21 protein-coding genes are annotated in these 18,103 nt (G+C 41.3%); 9 read left to right on the top strand and 12 right to left on the bottom strand.

The features are described 5' to 3' along the window. Positions 1–11 precede the first annotated feature (11 nt). The 9 genes from nuoL to IIB39_01860 are packed head-to-tail and all read right to left on the bottom strand — an operon-like array spanning position 12 to position 7,090. A complete protein-coding gene (gene nuoL, locus IIB39_01900) occupies positions 12–2,045 on the bottom strand; it encodes an NADH-quinone oxidoreductase subunit L (protein MCH8927450.1) in 2,034 nt (677 codons plus the stop codon). Further along, a complete protein-coding gene (nuoK, locus tag IIB39_01895; protein MCH8927449.1) occupies positions 2,046–2,357 on the bottom strand; it encodes an NADH-quinone oxidoreductase subunit NuoK in 312 nt (103 codons plus the stop codon). Then, a complete protein-coding gene (locus IIB39_01890) occupies positions 2,354–2,848 on the bottom strand; it encodes an NADH-quinone oxidoreductase subunit J (GenBank protein MCH8927448.1) in 495 nt (164 codons plus the stop codon). The genes nuoK and IIB39_01890 overlap by 4 nt, the downstream gene beginning before the upstream one ends. Before the next feature lie 9 nt (positions 2,849–2,857). After that, the gene (locus IIB39_01885; GenBank protein ID MCH8927447.1) at positions 2,858–3,433 is read right to left on the bottom strand and encodes a 4Fe-4S dicluster domain-containing protein; all 576 of its coding nucleotides are present in this window, start codon (positions 3,431–3,433) and stop codon (positions 2,858–2,860) included. A 16-nt stretch (positions 3,434–3,449) separates the two neighbouring features. After that, on the bottom strand, positions 3,450–4,508 hold the full coding sequence (gene nuoH / locus IIB39_01880) for an NADH-quinone oxidoreductase subunit NuoH (protein ID MCH8927446.1): 1,059 nt from the start codon (positions 4,506–4,508) through the stop codon (positions 3,450–3,452). 1 nt (position 4,509) lies between these two features. Continuing rightward, entirely contained in the window at positions 4,510–5,631 is a 1,122-nt protein-coding gene (locus IIB39_01875; GenBank protein MCH8927445.1) for an NADH-quinone oxidoreductase subunit D, read from the bottom strand. 3 nt (positions 5,632–5,634) lie between these two features. Continuing rightward, entirely contained in the window at positions 5,635–6,126 is a 492-nt protein-coding gene (locus IIB39_01870) for an NADH-quinone oxidoreductase subunit C (GenBank protein MCH8927444.1), read from the bottom strand. Position 6,127: 1 nt separating this feature from the next. Further along, positions 6,128–6,619 (bottom strand): NADH-quinone oxidoreductase subunit B, encoded by a 492-nt coding sequence (locus IIB39_01865; protein ID MCH8927443.1) that lies wholly within the window; start codon positions 6,617–6,619, stop codon positions 6,128–6,130. Positions 6,620–6,634: 15 nt separating this feature from the next. Continuing rightward, positions 6,635–7,090: an NADH-quinone oxidoreductase subunit A gene (locus tag IIB39_01860; GenBank protein MCH8927442.1), complete on the bottom strand. Its 456-nt coding sequence runs from the start codon at positions 7,088–7,090 to the stop codon at positions 6,635–6,637. A 184-nt stretch (positions 7,091–7,274) separates the two neighbouring features. Here IIB39_01860 and IIB39_01855 point away from each other — a divergent pair, with 184 nt between their 5' ends. After that, the gene (locus IIB39_01855; protein MCH8927441.1) at positions 7,275–8,183 is read left to right on the top strand and encodes a proline dehydrogenase family protein; all 909 of its coding nucleotides are present in this window, start codon (positions 7,275–7,277) and stop codon (positions 8,181–8,183) included. Positions 8,184–8,201: 18 nt separating this feature from the next. Here IIB39_01855 and IIB39_01850 read toward each other — a convergent pair whose 3' ends face one another. Continuing rightward, positions 8,202–9,293 (bottom strand): protein DA1, encoded by a 1,092-nt coding sequence (locus tag IIB39_01850; GenBank protein ID MCH8927440.1) that lies wholly within the window; start codon positions 9,291–9,293, stop codon positions 8,202–8,204. A gap of 186 nt (positions 9,294–9,479) precedes the next feature. Between IIB39_01850 and IIB39_01845 the strand changes: the two genes are divergently transcribed. From IIB39_01845 to IIB39_01810, 8 genes are all read left to right on the top strand, one after another. Further along, positions 9,480–10,412 carry an ABC transporter ATP-binding protein gene (locus tag IIB39_01845; GenBank protein MCH8927439.1) on the top strand — a complete coding sequence of 311 codons (933 nt, stop codon included), beginning with the start codon at positions 9,480–9,482 and terminating at the stop codon, positions 10,410–10,412. Positions 10,413–11,180: 768 nt separating this feature from the next. Further along, positions 11,181–11,912 carry an SDR family oxidoreductase gene (locus tag IIB39_01840; protein ID MCH8927438.1) on the top strand — a complete coding sequence of 244 codons (732 nt, stop codon included), beginning with the start codon at positions 11,181–11,183 and terminating at the stop codon, positions 11,910–11,912. Beyond that, positions 11,909–12,451, top strand: coding sequence for a DNA-3-methyladenine glycosylase (locus tag IIB39_01835; protein MCH8927437.1), 543 nt, complete (start codon positions 11,909–11,911; stop codon positions 12,449–12,451). Before IIB39_01840 ends, IIB39_01835 begins: the two co-directional genes overlap by 4 nt. 19 nt (positions 12,452–12,470) lie before the next feature. Beyond that, positions 12,471–12,659: a hypothetical protein gene (locus IIB39_01830; GenBank protein ID MCH8927436.1), complete on the top strand. Its 189-nt coding sequence runs from the start codon at positions 12,471–12,473 to the stop codon at positions 12,657–12,659. Between the two features lie 249 nt (positions 12,660–12,908). Continuing rightward, entirely contained in the window at positions 12,909–14,243 is a 1,335-nt protein-coding gene (locus tag IIB39_01825; GenBank protein ID MCH8927435.1) for a citrate (Si)-synthase, eukaryotic, read from the top strand. Positions 14,244–14,499: 256 nt separating this feature from the next. Then, on the top strand, positions 14,500–15,228 hold the full coding sequence (locus IIB39_01820; protein ID MCH8927434.1) for a DNA alkylation repair protein: 729 nt from the start codon (positions 14,500–14,502) through the stop codon (positions 15,226–15,228). Further along, positions 15,228–15,542: a hypothetical protein gene (locus tag IIB39_01815; protein ID MCH8927433.1), complete on the top strand. Its 315-nt coding sequence runs from the start codon at positions 15,228–15,230 to the stop codon at positions 15,540–15,542. The genes IIB39_01820 and IIB39_01815 overlap by 1 nt, the downstream gene beginning before the upstream one ends. Positions 15,543–15,594: 52 nt before the next feature. Next, entirely contained in the window at positions 15,595–17,025 is a 1,431-nt protein-coding gene (locus IIB39_01810) for a sodium:solute symporter family protein (GenBank protein MCH8927432.1), read from the top strand. A gap of 2 nt (positions 17,026–17,027) precedes the next feature. Here IIB39_01810 and IIB39_01805 read toward each other — a convergent pair whose 3' ends face one another. After that, positions 17,028–17,513 (bottom strand): flavin reductase, encoded by a 486-nt coding sequence (locus IIB39_01805; GenBank protein ID MCH8927431.1) that lies wholly within the window; start codon positions 17,511–17,513, stop codon positions 17,028–17,030. Between the two features lie 72 nt (positions 17,514–17,585). Further along, the gene (locus IIB39_01800) at positions 17,586–18,098 is read right to left on the bottom strand and encodes a CBS domain-containing protein (GenBank protein MCH8927430.1); all 513 of its coding nucleotides are present in this window, start codon (positions 18,096–18,098) and stop codon (positions 17,586–17,588) included. Between the last annotated feature and the right edge of the window lie 5 nt (positions 18,099–18,103).

Raw genomic sequence — 18,103 nt, 5'->3', positions numbered from 1 at the left:
ACCTCCATTAACTAAGATAGCGCCTGAAAGACGAAGAATATCAATATACCGACCAGGAGAAATGCTACGTAATTCTCAATTTTTCCTGTTTGGATTCTTCTAAGTCTGGAACCTAAAAACATAGAAATTAAAGCTGTACCGTTGACTGCGCCGTCAACAATATGATCGTCGAACCATCTGCTGACTCTCGAAATGTACAAGCCTACTTTCGCTGTACCATTAACCGCTCCATCAACGATTTTAATATCAAATTTCGCGCTGACCCGCGATAAACCTAAAACGCCCCTAACGACAGAAGCACCGTAAAATTCATCAAAATAATATTTATTTCTAAGCAGAGTATAAATCGAAGATAGTGATTTTGAAACCTTCTTTGCCGACAGGCTTTTCTTGTAATAAAACAGATAGGCCAATAATATACCGGTACCCGCAACGAATATTGAGAGCCACGTAGCTATAGTATGAGCTGTTTCATGAGATACTGCATGCTCGACTGTCTCTCCTGCTGTCGCCACTGCTGTCGCTATGCTTGCAGGTTTTTGAATAAGATGTTGAAACCATCCCGCAAATTCGCCGACACCGGGTAGATTTTGAAATCCCGGCCAATTGTCTAATGTGATTAATATGGTCAGCGCAGCTAAAATCATCATTGGGATAGTCATCGAACTTGGAGATTCATGAATATGAGAATAAATTTCTTCGTCCTTTGGCTTTCCGTAGAATGTCAAAAACAATGCCCTAAACATATAAAACGACGTTAGACCTGCTGATACGAGCGCGAGTATGAATAAAATAATATGTGCCGGATTTGCAAGTCCGAAGACAAGCGCGGCAGTTAGAATGGCATCTTTGCTGAAAAACCCCGAGAAAAGAGGTACTCCTGAAATCGCCAGCGTTGCAATCAAGAATGTCCAGAAGGTAATAGGCATCTTTTTCCTGAACCCACCCATCTTAAACATATCATTAGTATGAGCGGCATGGATGACGCTTCCCGCTCCTAAAAAGAGAAGCGACTTGAAAAAAGCATGGGTTGTCAAATGCCAGATTCCTGACACATAACCGCCCACTCCTAACGCCATTATCATATAGCCAAGTTGAGAGACTGTGGAATATGCCAATACCTTTTTTATATCCTTTCGGACTATGGCGATAGTTGCAGTGATGAAAGCGGTTATCGCTCCTACATAAGCGATGAACAATAACGCTCCCGGTGAGAAGAACGGGTAAATTCTCCCAACCATATATACACCTGCCGCGACCATTGTAGCAGCATGAATCAGTGCGCTTACCGGCGTTGGACCTTCCATAGCGTCGGGAAGCCAAATATGGAGAGGCACCTGTGCCGACTTTCCGATAGCCCCCGTGAACAGCAGTATGCCTGCTGCCGTGAGCATCCCATCTTTTATTTGCCCTGCTTGAATACCCGCAATAATGTCACCGTAATTAAATGAACCAACACTTGAGAAGAACAGCAGTATTCCGATGAAAAAACCGAAATCGCCAATACGATTAACGAGGAAAGCTTTCTTGCCAGCATCGGATGCCGAATCTTTTTCGAACCAAAATCCAATGAGCAGATATGAACTGATTCCAACGAGTTCCCATCCTATGTACAACCCGAATAGATTATTGGACAATACAATTATCAACATGGAGAATGAAAAGAGCGAAAGAAACGCGAAATATCTATTATATCTTGGATCATCCTTCATATATGAAATCGAATAAATATGAACAAGACTGCTGACCAATGTTACGATAAATGCCATCATAATCGTCAGGTTATCTACCAATATCCCTAACTCTATTTCAAATCCAATAAGGGTTATCCACGTCCATTTCCATTCGGCGCTGAAAGTCGGATCATATCGAACGAACAGCATATAGGCGAATATTGCCAATGCCAACGAAAATGACGAGAGAATTGCGGCAATAGATACCCAATCACCTTTTCGCGGAAGTCGCTTCCCGACTAAGATGTTCACGCCGAAAGCAAGCAACGGCAGGAACAGCATAATAATTGCATATAATATTATTGTATTCATCTAAAATCTCATTGAATCCGCTTCGTCCACATTAATAGATTGGAAATTGTTGTATATGTTCAAAACGATAGCAAGCGCTACGGCAGCTTCCGCCGCTGCAATAATTATTATAAAAATTGCGAACATTTGTCCATCCATCGAAAAAATACCATAACGTGAAAAGGCAACAAAGTTCAGGTTGGCGGCATTAAGGATGAGTTCAATGCCTAATAATATACCAATTGCATTTCTGCGCGACATAACCGCAAATAATCCGAATGAGAAAAGTAATGCGGACAACACTAAAAAATGATATAGGCTTAAGGAAGTCATGATTCATCTTTCCTTGCGATATATACGGCGCCAATCAACGCAGCGAGCAGAAGAATTGATGTGACCTCAAAAGGAAGAAGATAATCTGTCATCAATAGCCGGCCAATTACAGACGCTGTCTCACGGACACCCTGATTCGAAGCGGCATTCCAGCTTTTTTCACTAAATATGATAAATAAGAGCAATAGGAACATCAATCCGCTAATTATCGCACCCGGTAATCGCGGCAGGTTTGATTGTGTAACCTCTATAACTGATTTTCGCGCTGTTAACATCACTCCGAAGAGCAGGAGCATCAACACTCCTCCAACATATATCAGTACCTGAGTGGCTGCTAAAAAATCAGCCATTAAAAGTCCATACAAACCGGCTATTCCGAAAAATGCGAACAATAATGCAAACGCTGAATATATTAAATTCTTGGAATAGATAACCACCCAGCTGGCGGAAATGGTCAATATTCCAAAGAGATAAAATACAAAAGTTTCCATCTGACTCAATTACTCCGTGAAATCATTTTTTTCTTCGTCCGGTTCGGAAGGTTGGGGTACCGCCTTTTTTGCCGCAATCTGTTTCTCTTTTTCTATCTTCAGTTTCTCCGCTTCCTCATATCTCACTCGCGCTTCATCAGGCGTAATGTTACCAAAATTATAATTCAGATTACTCCTGTCATACTCTGCAAATTCATAATCCGAAATCCAGTAAATACATTCTGTCGGACATGGGAACACGCACAACCCGCAATAGCAGCATTCCGCCATATCGATGTCGAATTTAGGAAACACAAATGTTTTCTTTTTTTCAAATTTTTCGGTTAGTCCGAGATCTTCACCCGGTCTGGCTTTTATAGTATCAATGTGAATACAGTCCACAGGACAAGCTTTATCACACTGATAACACCCTATACAATCTTCGATATCCACATGGAGCCTGTTCCGTGAACGATCGAACATAGGGGCTTTTTCACGCGGATACTGTAAAGTTATGGAACGCGTAAATAAGTGACCGAAAGTTATCTTCATACCTATCAGCACTGAAGTTATAGCAAGATATATATCGTAAAAATATTGTTTCATTATCGAATACTCTCAATCATGATGATAAACCTATCCATATTCCCGCACCTATTACATTCATAAAAGCAATCGGTACAAGTACCTTCCAACAAACATACATCAGTTGATCTACCCGTAGTCTCGGAAGTGTCCATCTGAACCATATCATTATAAGTACAAATGAAAACCCTTTTAGCGTCATCCAAAGGAGACCAACACCCGGCGAACTTGACGCACCGTAAATACCCTGCCATCCCCCAAGGAAAAGTGTAGAGACAATTATTCCGATTGCGAACATACTGGCATATTCCGCTAAGAAGAAAAATGAGAATCTCATTCCCGAATACTCAACATGAAAACCGGCAACAAGTTCTGACTCAGCTTCAGGAATATCAAAAGGGACTCTATTCGTTTCGGCAGTTCCTGCAATGAATAAAATAATGAACGCGATAAAATTAAATGGAGGGTTTTGCCATATCAACCAGTTAAAAATTCCTCCGTCCTGTGCCATTACAATATCTCTCATACTAAGGGAGCCGACCGACATTACTATTACGAGAATGGATAATCCAATGGGAATTTCATAACTAATCATCTGCGCTACCGACCTCATAGCTCCGAATAACGCCCATTTATTATTCGAGCTCCATCCTGCCATAAGAATTCCGATAACTCCCACCGATGAGACGGCTAAAATGTAAAAAATACCGATGTTGAGATCGCTACCGACTATCTTATCAGAAAATGGGAGAGCAGCGAACACCGCGAATGCCGCTAAAAATACTATATAAGGAGCGAGTTTAAATAGCTTCCTGTCAGCCAATGCGGGAATGAGATCTTCTTTGAGCAAGAGTTTGACAGAATCGGCAACTGTCTGAAGCCAGCCGTGCCATCCTCCCACTTCCATCGGACCGAGCCTATCCTGCATATGAGCGGCAACCTTACGTTCAAACCAGATGACGACCATTACGTAAACTGCGATTCCGGTGAAAACAAATCCGCCGTAGGTAAACATCAAAATGGGAGTCAGGAACCATGCAGGAACTATTTCAATTCCCACAACGTTTTCAGTTACTAAATTTATGAAATATTCCATCTTACCGGTCAATTTCTCCCAGCACGATGTCGATACTTCCGAGCAATGCGACAAGATCAGATATTAATAACCCTTCTCCTACATCTGCGATGGAACTAAGTGATGAAAACGCAGGCGAACGCATCTTAAGTCTGTGCGGCGTATCGCCTCCTTTACTAACGATATAAAAGCCCAACTCACCTCTCGGATTTTCAGAACGAAAATAAACCGATCCTTCTTTGGCTTTCACCTTTCTCGGTACGGCGGATTTTACATTTTCATCAGCCGGCAATCCTTCCAAAGCCTGCCTGACAATCTTGGCTGATTCGTGCATTTCCAACACACGCACATAATAGCGGGACCAGCAGTCTCCGATAACTCCTTCTCGCCCGTCTCCTACTATTACATCCCAATCGAACTTATCGTAAATCGAATACGGTACATCACGGCGCAAATCCCAGTCAACGCCGGAAGCTCTAAGGTTAGGACCGGTAAGTCCCCATTCTATGGCGACATCGGGAGGAATAATCGCAACATTTGCCGTTCTACTGATAAATATTTTATTGAAAGAGAGCAGATCATCATATTCTTTAAGTTTCGGCCCGAAGTAATCCAGAAATTCAAAACATTTTTCAACAAATCCGTCCGGTAGATCGTGAGCTACTCCTCCGATCCAAATATAGTTATATAGAAGACGTGCCCCACTGGTCATTTCAAACAGATCAAGAATCTTTTCTCTATCGCGGAAAGTGAACAAAAATGGAGTAAAGGCTCCGACATCCATTCCAAATGTACCGAGGGCAACCATATGACTTGCTATCCGATTGAGCTCGGACATAATAACTCTTATATACTCCACCCTCGGAGGTAACTCAATATCGAGAAGTTTCTCCACAGCCATCGCATAACCATGCTCGTTATTCATAGCGGCGAGGTAATCGCATCTGTCTACGAATGGAATTATTTGATGATAATTCAGTTTTTCACAATGCTTCTCAAAACAACGATGGAGATACCCGATATGAGGCACAATTTTCTTTACAATCTCTCCGTCGGTGGTAATCTCAAGTCTCAGCACTCCGTGAGTCGCAGGATGCTGCGGCCCCATATTGATAACCATTTCTTCTGTTTTCAGATCGGACATTAATTAAACATTTCCTTCTTTAATTTTTCGAATTGTCCATCCTCGATATTCTTCGGCATCTACATGATCTTTTCTTAAAGGGTATCCTTCCCAATCATCAGGCAATAAAAGTCTCTTGAGATTGGGATGATCCTCAAAATTGATTCCGAACAAATCGAATGTTTCCCTCTCGTACCAATCCGCTGCTTTCCATATCGCAGTAACTGAAGGTATGCTCGGTTTATCTCTCGGAAGCTCTACCTTGATAGTAATGGAGTGATTGTGTCTTAAAGAGTGCAGATGATAGACGACTTCCATATTTTCATCAAAATCCACTCCGGAAATACAGACGAGTGATGTGAAATCAAGGTTCTTTTCTAATTTCAGATAACTACAAACTTGTATGATTAAATCAGAATTTACCGTGATAAACGGTTCCAACCCTTCCTGCTCGGTGGTCTTTACCTTATCAGGAAATTTCAGTTCTACTTCTTTTATTACATCGCTTGATGTCATTTCAAGCGGCTTGAGTGGTAGCGATAGACTCGCGCCTTATTTTATCCTGCAATTTTATAAAACCTTCAAGCAGTGATTCAGGCCGCGGGGGGCAACCGGGAACATATACATCAACGGGAATTGCCTGATCAACACCTTTCATAACGTGATAACCGTGATTCCAGTAAGGGCCGCCCGATGTGGCACAACATCCCATTGCTATAACATATTTTGGGTCGGGCATTTGCTCATAGAGCTTTTGAATCCGTGTCGCCATTTTAAATGTCACAGTACCCGCAACTATCATTAGGTCAGATTGTCGGGGAGAAGGCCTTGGAAGCACTCCAAGTCTGTCCTGATCATAACGGGATGCAGCAGTAGCCATCATTTCGATAGCGCAGCAGGCGATTCCAAAAGTAATCGGCCAAAGGGAAGATAACCGCGCCCAGTTCATAAATTTGTCCGCACTTGTAATTATAATATTATCACGGAATTTATTTTCAATTATACCCAAAGTTTTCCTCTTTTCTTATTCTACCGCTTCTAATTTGCGGCTTTCTTTTTTCTTGGGCGCTTTAAATCTCGGAATGTTTGAATAATCAAAATCAGCGCTGTATTTCTGCTTTGGCAGGACCCAACTAAGATCACCTTTCACCCAAACATATGCGAGTCCTATAAGGAGGACACCCACAAAAATCATCATTTCAATAAAAGTGATAAATCCCATTTCTTTGAACACTATAGCCCAGGGATAAAGGAAGACTATTTCGACTTCAAAAATAAGGAAAATTAAGGCTACTACATAAAATCTGATGTTAAACTGAACCCAACTACTGCCTATAGAATCTTCTCCGCATTCATATCCGGTAAGTTTTTCCGGAGTGGGATTATCCGCACGAAGCGCCTTGGCTAACAAGAGTGTAAATCCCACGATTACCATCGCGGTAACCATGAACATCAAAACACTACCTAAATCAAAAAGCATTAATATCCTCTATTAAGGCGCTTAATTTATTACCGACTCCAAACAGTGTCAAGGTATTTCGAGTTGCGTGTTCAACATAAAAGTGCCCTGTCGTTCCCAAAGGTCAATATATCTTGTGATTACTATAGCAGCATGATAATTTAGGAACAGTTATGAAATCGAATTATCTGTTAAGAATACACCTATGGGAATAATAAACACCGCCATTGCAAACCTAATTCCCATTATACCAAAATCGATGGTAGGTCATTTCGCTAAAAAATATATCGCAGGCGAAAGCCTTCAAGAAGCCACAGATGCCATTGAAAGACTTAACGATGAGGGTTATCTCTGCACAGTTAATATATTGGGCGAACACCTTATTGATATTGAAGATTCCGCAAAATATGTTACAGGTTACAAAGATGCCCTTTCAACGATTATTGAGAGAAATCAAAATGCTAACATATCTATAAAATTGAGTCAGTTGGGAATGGGTATCGACGACAAAATCTGTTTGAGGAATATCAAAGAGCTTCTAACATTGGCAACCGAAGCAGATAGTTTCGTTCGTATTGATATGGAAGAATCCACCTATACGACTAAGACATTAGATATTCATTCCGAATTACTTTCCTTGAAACAGAACGTAGGAACGGTGATTCAGGCATACCTCCGACGGAGTGAGGCGGATGTTACGGAGCTGTCAAAGATTAAAGCGAATATCAGGATTTGTAAAGGTATTTACGTTGAATCAGAGAAAATCGCATTCAAAGATAAAGATATGATAAGAAAAAACTTTGTCCGCCTATTGGAAATATTGTTTAAAGGCGGAAGCTATGTGGGAATCGCCACTCATGACGAGCATATTGTATATGAAGCTTACCGCGTAATTGATGAGCTTGGATTAGGCAAAGAACAGTATGAATTTCAAATGATTTACGGCGTTCGCGAACAGCTTAGAAAGAAAATATTAGATGATGGTCATCAGGTTAGGGTGTATGTACCTTACGGTAAGGCATGGTATGCTTACTCGACCCGCAGATTAAAAGAAAATCCGGAGATCGCCGGCTATATAATCAAAAATATCTTTTCGTTCAACAGCGGCAAATAAATATTTCATTGCAGAGACTCAATATCCTATGGGAATGATAAGATTATTTTTTAGATAGCCGATCCAGCCGTTCATCCCTCTTGTTCCCACAAACTGTTTCACCCTTCTGTACCCGTCTCCGTAAACCGGGTCCCTGTCGTTTTCAAGATTCTCTATCAGAAACCTCGCCCTATCCACTTTTCTATTTCTCAATACAAGATATGAAGCGAAATTTGCGCTCCCTTCACTTAAAGATTTATCCATATCATACGATGCATTAAGATATAGCCAAACGTGCATCAATTCATGTGCGGCAGTCGATATAAAATTTATCTCGGGCATTCCGCTTAGAATGTAAACATCAAATTTTCTGCTGCGAATTTGTCCGTTAAGCGTCTCAAACCGATGATAAGTAAACCCTGTTTGCTGCTCTATTACCCGATTTTCATTTGAAAGCTGAGAAATGTAATTTCTGTCAACAAGATAGAACCCTATATCATCCCAATTAATATCAATACCATATCCTCTCAGTTCCTTTTTTACATCACGAAAAAGGTGCTGCGCTAAGGCGTAATCATTTACCACTGTCGCTAAACATATTCCGCAAATATTTCTGCCGTCATTATACCTTACTCCTCCGCCTGTACCCGAATCCGAAATATAGCGCGAACAGTAATCACATTTATCAACGTTTCCGTCATGATACTTGTGGTAGGACTCTCCCCAGAAAGTTTTCGTATAATCTCCGTTTATTGTTAAGCCGCAAAAATCGCACTTTAAAGCAATATGCTGGTCATAATGATCCTTATGATATGTTTTCCCTTCTGATTTTATGTATTCGCCGATAATCGGTTGTCCGCAAAAAGCGCATTTCGGAGCAATGTGCTGAGCATAATGGTCAGGATGATAATAATTCCCGCCATCTTTATAAAACTGCGTATCCAAAATCGGGTTGCCGCAAAAAGCGCAAAGAAAGTGCTCCGGATGATAGGCTTTCCCGTCCACCATCGTATAATTTCCTGGCCGAATGGGATTTCCACATTGCTCGCAAGTCAGCGTCTGCGCATTCAAATCAATTGTTGTGAGAGACACTGCTGTCATAATTAACAGCGCTGTCAGCATTCTTTTCATTATTCTTATTTTTTGAGAGTGATTCATCCCACACAAATATATATAATTTTCCGATAAATAAAAGGTATCCTGTATTACACATTATTGAGTGACGACATTTTCTTTAGCCATAATTGATTTTTTACTGTTGAAATTCTATCAATTTCTGCTTAACATCATTTCCGTAAAATGTGAAAGGATCAGACTTTGTCAGTTAACGCTCTCGAGATACATAATCTCAAAAAAAACTATGGCTCAAAAGTCGCATTAGCGGGTATTGACCTCACCATAAAAGAAGGTGAATTTTACGGTTTTCTCGGACCGAACGGCGCTGGTAAAACTACTACAATAAATATAATAACAGGACTAACGAATATTACATCCGGCAGCGTGAGTGTATTCGGCAATGATGTAGTAAAAGATTATCGGTCTGCACGAAGATTGGTGGGTCTTTCGCCACAGGAACCGAACCTCGATTTTTTCTTTCCAGCTGAAACTGTTCTGAATCTTCAGGGCGGATATTTTGGAATGAGGTCAAAAGAACGAAAAGCCCGTGCTGAAGAACTTCTCGAATATTTTGATTTGGTGGAGCATCGGAAGTTACCGTTCAGGCGCCTGAGCGGAGGCCTCAAACGAAGACTACTTATCGCAAGGGCAATGATGCACAAACCGAAGCTCCTGATTCTCGACGAACCTACCGCCGGTGTAGATGTTGAGCTCCGTAGAAAAATCTGGAAATCTATGGATGAATTGAGAAATAACGGCACCACGATTCTCCTCACGACACATTATATAGAAGAAGCCGAAGCGCTGTGCGATAAAATCGCAATTATTCATAAAGGAAAAATAATCCGGGATATTGACAAAAACGAACTGATGAAGGAAATTGATTATCAATTGATAGAAATTACACCCTCATCACCTGTTGATGTTATACCGGAAGAGTTAAAGGAGTATGAATGCAAGAAATCGAAAGAGGGAAAGTTGACGCTTTGTCTCGACAAGAAAAATCAAACGATGTCGGGGCTGTTGAAGGCTCTGGTGAACTCGAGCATAGAAGTGGAAGACCTGAAGACAGTGTCAGGAAAATTGGAGGACATTTTTCTCAGGCTCACGGGGAGTACAACGAAAGTAAACTAATCGGCTTTTGGACTCTTCTGAAAAGAGAGATCATCCGATTTTTAAGCCTCCCAAATCAGACTTTAGTTCCTCCATTTATGTCCGCACTTCTGTATATCACAATTTTCGGATATTCCATCGGCTCAAGGATAAGCGATATCGAAGGGGTGACATATATGCAATATATCTTTCCCGGATTGATGATGATGGGAGTTATAAATTCCTCTTATATGAATACTTCCTCATCGCTTTTTATGTCCAAGTTTCAAGGTAACATAGCTGATATACTGACTTCTCCGCTTTCATATTTCGAGATGGTAACGGCTATAGTGCTGGGTGGAATGGTGCGCGGATTGATAGTCGGAGTAGTGACTTTAGCGGCCGGTTTACTGCTTATGGATATTCAAATTAACAACTATTATATTGTTACTTTTTTCATAGTCTTCGTAAGCATAGTTTTCGCTCAGCTCGGCTTATTAACGGGGTTATGGGCGGAAAAATTCGAGCATCTCGGAATTTTTCAGACTTATCTGATAACACCGCTTGTATATCTGGGAGGAGTTTTTTACTCAACAAGTATGTTACCGCCGTTTTGGGCTAAAGTTTCATTGTTCAATCCCATAGTTTATATGGTAAACGGCTTAAGATTCGGGATGATAGGAGTTGGCGACATCAATCTTGGAACTGCTATTATCACGACGCTGTTTTCCAGTTTATTACTCGGCTCAATTAGTTTGTATCTGTTTAAAATCGGTTATAAACTGAGAACTTAATTTTTGGCGAATAGCATTGGATATTAAAGGAAAAACTGTCCTTATCACCGGCACGAAAAGAGTCGGACAGACGGTTGCAAAAAAACTTTCTCTTAGCGGAGCAAATATCGCCGCTCATTATAACAGCTCCGCTTCAGAGGCTGAATCCCTCGTGAACGAACTCACAGCTAATGGAGCAAAAGCGATTTCTGTGAAAGCCGATATTACTAAATCTGACGAAGTAAATAGTATGATTGAGACGGTTACAAACGAGTTCGGTTCGTTAGATGTGCTGGTTACAATGGCATCTTATTTCAAACCTACAGCATATAGCGAAATCACAGAAGAAAATTGGGACTTTCAGATGTCAGTTGACTTAAAAGGGACATGGCTGTGCGCCAAAGCAGCATCAGAGATAATGCTTAAACAAGGCGGCGGAAAAATTATCACGTTCGGTGATTGGGCCGCAAACCGCCCTTATAAAAATTATCTCCCTTATTTCGTCGCTAAAGGCGGCGTTATGACAATGACGAAAGTTCTGGCTGTTGAATTAGCGCCGACCATACAGGTAAACTGCATATTGCCCGGTCCGATTTTACTTCCTGAAGGTTATTCAGAAGAGCAAACGAAGAAAATCGCTGACTCCACACTCGTCAAACGAATCGGCTCTCCCGACGACATAGCCGCCACTGTTCAGTTTCTCATTGAAGGTTCCGATTTCATCACAGGCGCGCTAATTCCTGTTGAAGGCGGACGCCTTCTTGCATGAAAATATTATATAAAGACTTCTTCGCAGGCGAAACTCTTGAAGTCGCAAAAAACCTTCTTGGTGTAGAAATCGCTTTTGGAGAATGTCGGGGGATGATTGTGGAGACTGAGGCTTACAAAACCGATGACGCTTCTCATTTCAAGACTCGCAAAATTAAGGGCAGGGCGCTTGCGAACAGCTACGGACAAGTTTACATCTATCTGAACTACGGGATGTATCATCTCCTGAATTTTACGACAGAAAAAAATGGTATCGGGGCAGTGCTGATAAGAGCATTGGAACCGATAGAAGGTATAGAAGTCATGCAAAAACGTCGAAAGACCGAGAAAATGAAAAACCTCACTAATGGTCCGGGTAAGCTTTGTCAGGCTTTTGGAATTGGTCCTGATCAGAACAATAAAATGATTGGTGAGGCTATATCTCTTTATGAAAGAAATTTTAGACCTGAAATCGTCAGTAGCACACGAATAGGCATCAGCAAAGCCACTGACCTTGAGTGGCGGTTTTATATTAAGGACAATAAATTTATAAGTAATTGAAGAAGAGGATAATATTTTTATGAGAGCTAAACTAAGTATTGAACTTGAAAAAGAGGAATTGGAAGAACTCGAAATGATTATGAAAAAATGTTCGAGTTTGGATGAAGAAGTGACCATCCGACTATCATCCGATAAACGGAAAATCGCGCGACTGATTTCTCGTATGATAGATGAACAAAAAAGCTATTGGGAAGATGAGCGTTACTAAAATAGTATTTCCTTAAGCATCTTTTAATTTTTATCATTTATTTCCGTTCACCTATTGATTAAAATATAAGACTTGCTTAACTTAGCCTCACGAGAGGGCTACCTCATGTCGGGGGTGTGAAATAATGTCCTTACTTGAGATGAAAATCAGAGTAAGGAAAATTGTAATTATCGGCTTGGATTCGAAACTAAATCAGGGTTTTGAAGTATAATCAGTAAAGAATTCAATGTCGTTGTTTTGGAGGAATTGATGTCCACGTTAAAAGAAAAACTTTTCTCAAAGATTGAGCCTAAACGAAAAGAGGTAAAAGAGCTCATCAAAGAGTTTGGAAACATAAAAATTGGCGATGTGACCGTATCGCAGGCTTACGGAGGGATGAGAGGTATAAAATGTATGGTCTGGGAACCATCTGCTCTCGATCCGGAAGAAGGGATTAGATTTCGGGGTTGTACGATTCCTAATTTACAAAAACTTCTGCCGAAGGCAGCCGGAGGAGAAGAACCTCTGCCGGAAGGGTTGTTCTATTTATTGCTGACAGGCGATATGCCGACCGAAGAAGATGCTAAAGATGTTGGCAGTGAGTGGATGGATAGGCGAGAAGTTCCTCAATATCTGTTTGACGTAATTGACGGTCTTCCGAAAGATACTCATCCTATGACACAATTATCCATTGGAATTTTAGCGCTTCAGCCTGAATCGGTTTTCTCAAAACGGTATCATGAAGGAATGCAAAAAGAAGATTATTGGGATGCTCAATATGAGGATACAATGAATCTGCTTGGCAAACTTCCTACAATCGCCGCATATATTTATCGTCGTTCATTCAAGGACGGTGTTAGAATTCATTCTGACGAAAATCTTGATTGGGCGGCAAATTACGCACATATGATGGGAATTGAAGATCCCGAATATAAAGAACTGATGAGGTTATATCTTACAATCCATGCCGACCATGAAGGTGGCAACGCTTCGGCTCATTCCGCTCATTTAGTCGGTTCAACACTCTCTGACGCATATTACAGTCTCTCAGGCGCTATGGACGCTCTCGCAGGTCCACTGCACGGATTAGCAAATCAGGAGGTGCTGATCTGGATTCAGCAGTTACAGAAAACACTTGGAGGAGGAGTCCCCTCGAAAGAACAATTGACGAAACATGTTTGGGAAACCCTAAATAATGGTCAGGTTATCCCCGGTTACGGTCATGCTGTATTAAGAAAAACGGATCCTCGTTATACTGCGCAGCGTGAATTCGCTCTGCGGCATCTGCCTGATGACGAATTATTCCAGATAGTCAGCTTGGTCTATGAGGTAGTCCCGGATGCGCTCAGGGAACATGGCAAGGCAAAGAACCCATGGCCTAATGTTGATGCCCATTCCGGATGTTTACAATGGCATTACGGAGTAAAGGAATACGATTATTATACAGTTATGTTCGGAGTGTCAAGAGCTATGGGAGTGCTCGCCTCTTCAATTTGGTCGAGAGCGCTTGGACTTCCGCTCGAAAGACCTAAGAGCGTAACTACGGAATGGATTAAGAATAACGTCCATACCAACGGAGAGGAAACTAAAACCGAGACAGTCTGAGCGTAGTAATTATATTGTCTCCTGAATCTTTTTCCCGGAATATCATTCCACGTCCGTGATTCTCATAGAGAAACAAGAACCGGGCATTCCTAAACTCTTTTCCTTGCATCTCTGTACGAATAACTTAATTTTAGGTAGTTATTTTTCCATTATTATTATTCGTAAATATGAGAACTTAATTTGAAACGACTGTTTTTACTTTTGTATGCAGCCATATCGTCAGCATGCTGATCCGACAGCGCAACCGTAGAGATTGATGATGATAAGTCCGGCTGATGTTAAAAAGTTGCTCAATCCTATTCAGAAACAATTCAAAGCTCTGGCAAATCCGTCATACATTGAGGGAGTACATAAAGCGACAGGTAGCGAAGATAGGATTTTAGGAGTTCCGGTGCCGGAAATTAAAGCCATCGCAAGAGATTATTTCAAAGAAAACGGTAAAAAACTATCTATAAGCGATCTACTCTCCATAGCTGACGAATGTTTCAAAACCGAGGGTCGTGAGGAACAACTCTTCGCTGTATTCATTATTGCGAAGCGGGTAAATAAAATGGACAGACAGACCTGGAGATTGGTAGATAACTGGGTTGATTATATCTCCAATTGGGAAACGTGCGATCATCTCGCAACACAGTTTGCCGGGAAATTACTCCTCAGTAATATTGACCTCATAACAGATTTGAAAAAATGGGCGAAACAGACCAACATATGGAGACGAAGATTTGCTGCTTCGGCAACCATTCCTCTGAACCACGGCAGCCATTCAAATCCCACCGCTACTTTTGAGGTTCTACGTCCCCTCGTTGCGGACAATGACGATATGGTCCGAAAAGCTGTTGCATGGGCAATTCGTGAAGCTTACAAGGCAGATAACGAGTCGGCAGTTAAATTTTTATTAGACGTAAAAGATTTAGCAGTTCCTTATGTACTTAAGCATGGAAGCGAAATATTCAATCAGGCTCATAAAAAAGAATTGGGTATTTAATGCGGAAATATCGCATTTACGACTTTGATACTATCTCAGAAATCGGAGACGTTCTTTCGGCGGTGTTCGACAGCAGTAAAACTCTCGGATTGCAACCGGCAATATCAAGTACCCTGAAATATCCCATCGGAGGTCTTATCTGGCTTTTGCGCAAAAATACACAGAAAGGGCATCTGGAAATCATATACGATCCGGGCGTCAAAGAACTTACGATAGTTCCTGTGTCAGATAACGATACCGAATGGGCTGGCTCACATGCGAAGCTCGTAGCCGAATATCTTTCGGACCGGCTGGGAGGAACATTATCAGGATGAAACAATAATTCCGTTTTCTAACCGAATTGACCATTAGAGGAGATTCACGATTATGATCTATTTTTGGGTATCACTCATCTACCTATTGATTCTCATTGTAGTAGGCGCTATCCGCAGCGGAAAGGTTAATGACCAAACAGATTTTATGGTGGCCGGGAGAAAATTGGGACCGCTCGTTCTTGTTGGAACCCTTCTGGCAACGTGGGTCGGAACAGGAAGTATATTCGGCAACGCGGAACGGACTTACGAAATTGGTATTATAGGGTTGATACTTCCTCTTGGAGGGATAGCAGGGATTATAGTTCTCTATTTTGTTGCCGGAAGAGTCAGAAAATTTAAACAGTTCACTGTTCAGGATATCCTTGAAACCCGATATAATAAGTGGGCTCGAATTTTCGGTACAATAACGGTCGTCACCGCTTACACTACGATCGTATCTTATCAGTATAGAGCAGGTGGAGCAGTGATAAATATAATAAATCCGAATATAGACACATCTACGGGAGTAATTATCTCCGCTGTCTTCGTGATAATTTATACGGCTCTTGCCGGAATGTATTCGGTCGCATACACCGATCTCGTCAACGGGATTCTTATTGTTGTGGGTATAATCCTCGCAGTTCCTTTTTTGGCGTCGGAAGTTGGCGGTATCGAAGGTATGAGGCAAATTCTTCCGGCAGATCATTTTCAATTTTTTGGTGTGCTCAGCGGATGGGAAGTTATGGGTATTTTACTTCCGCCCTTTCTTCTAATGCTCGGCGATGCAAATATGTATCAGCGGTTTTTCTCGGCAAAGGATGAAAAAACCGCCAAACAAGCTGTAATTTTTATGCTTGTGGGAGTTGCTGTAGTGGAAACTATGATAATTCTCGCAGCGTGGTATGCCAGCGGATTGAACTGGGGAATTGAAAATCATGGAAGAATAATTGTATTAGCCGCATTTAATAATCTCCCTGTTATTCTCGGCAGCTTAATAATCGCCGCTGTTATCGCTATAATTGTCTCAACCGCTGACTCATTCCTTCTCGTTCCTGCTACAAGTATTGTTAGGGACATTTATCAAAGATTCATTGAACCCGATGCTTCTCCAAAGAAAATTGTCCTTCTCTCGAGAGTGGTTATTGTAGTTCTGGGGATTGTCGCCTATCTGCTCTCAACATTGGATGATAAATTTCTTGCCGTAGCCTTCTATGCTTATACTATTTATGGAGCGGGAATTACACCGGCGCTGCTTGCGGCATTTTTCTGGAAAAGGGCAACCACAGCCGGTGGCATCTCTTCTATCTTAGTAGGAACATTTGTTACAATAGTTTGGAAAAATATGGATTTGAACACGTTAGTTCCATCGGCAATGGGATTAGACGGGGTGGAGATAGATGCTGTGATACCCGCTATTACCCTATCGGTATTAACTTTGGTCGGTGTGAGTTTATTCACAGATCCGCCGAGAGAGGAACAGTGGAAACCGTTCGCTGCCGAATAGATTCAGCCTGACAATTTGTAGTATTCGTGCAATGTGAGTGAAACACCGTCGGAAAGTACCTTTCCTCCAATCGGATTGCCTACCACAAGCAGACTGCTTTCTAATTCGAATATATCCGTCACTTCACATTTCAGATACGCAAGTGAATTCTGTAGAAATGGAAGATTGTCTTCAGTCGTTTCGAATTGCAGAGTTTTAAGAGCTTTTTCACGTTTTTCTGACGATTTTGCGCAAACGGTCGCTTCTTCAACATTTTCTACAGCGAGAATTGATAATGAGAATAGACGGCTTTCCCGGATTAAAGAAGAGATCGGACGCTCTTTTCCTATATTTACAATCAGTTCTTCATTTTCATAGGATCCTTGCATTGCCCACGTGCAGGTTATCAGATCGTACGAACCGTTGTGTGCGCTTCCTAAAAGATAAACGCCGTAATTGAATTTTTTAAAAATATTTTTAAACGATTGATCTTTGTTTTCAGCTGTCAATTTATATCCGTACGAGGTTTATAAAAATATTGGTTGTCAGGATTATTAAGAATAAAATCTAATTAGAAAAATTTATGCTTTCTCGAGAGTATGCTCTGCTAAATATTTTAGCATTCCCCTCACTGATATAATGCCTACAGGTTTATTTTTACGCATAATCGGAATATGCCGGATACTGTGTATTGACATCCTATTCAATGCAAATGCGATTGAATCTGTTTCCTTCAGAGTTTGAACCTTCTTTGTCATTACCTTTGAAATAATCACAGAATCGGCTTCCAATCCCTTCGACACGACTCTTTTAAGCAAATCCCTTTCGGTGAATATTCCGTTGAATTTCCCTTCATCAACAATAATTACGCTTCCGTGCCCTCTTGTTTTCATCAGTTCAACAGCATCCTTAACAGTGGCATCCGAATTGACAACCAGCGGTTCAGGCGGATCGAGATTTGTAATCGTATCGCTCAAAACTTTTGCGCCCAATCCTTCAGGAGTGAATAAATCTGATTCTCTGAGATCGGTTCCGCAATTCTCGCAGTAATCTTCTCCCGGGAAATTATCCGAATCACACTGTGGACATCTCATCTTTT

The organism is Candidatus Neomarinimicrobiota bacterium (assembly GCA_022573815.1).
GTDB lineage: Bacteria > Fidelibacterota > SORT01 > SORT01 > SORT01 > JACZTG01.
This window is presented reverse-complemented; position numbering and strand designations above follow the sequence as displayed.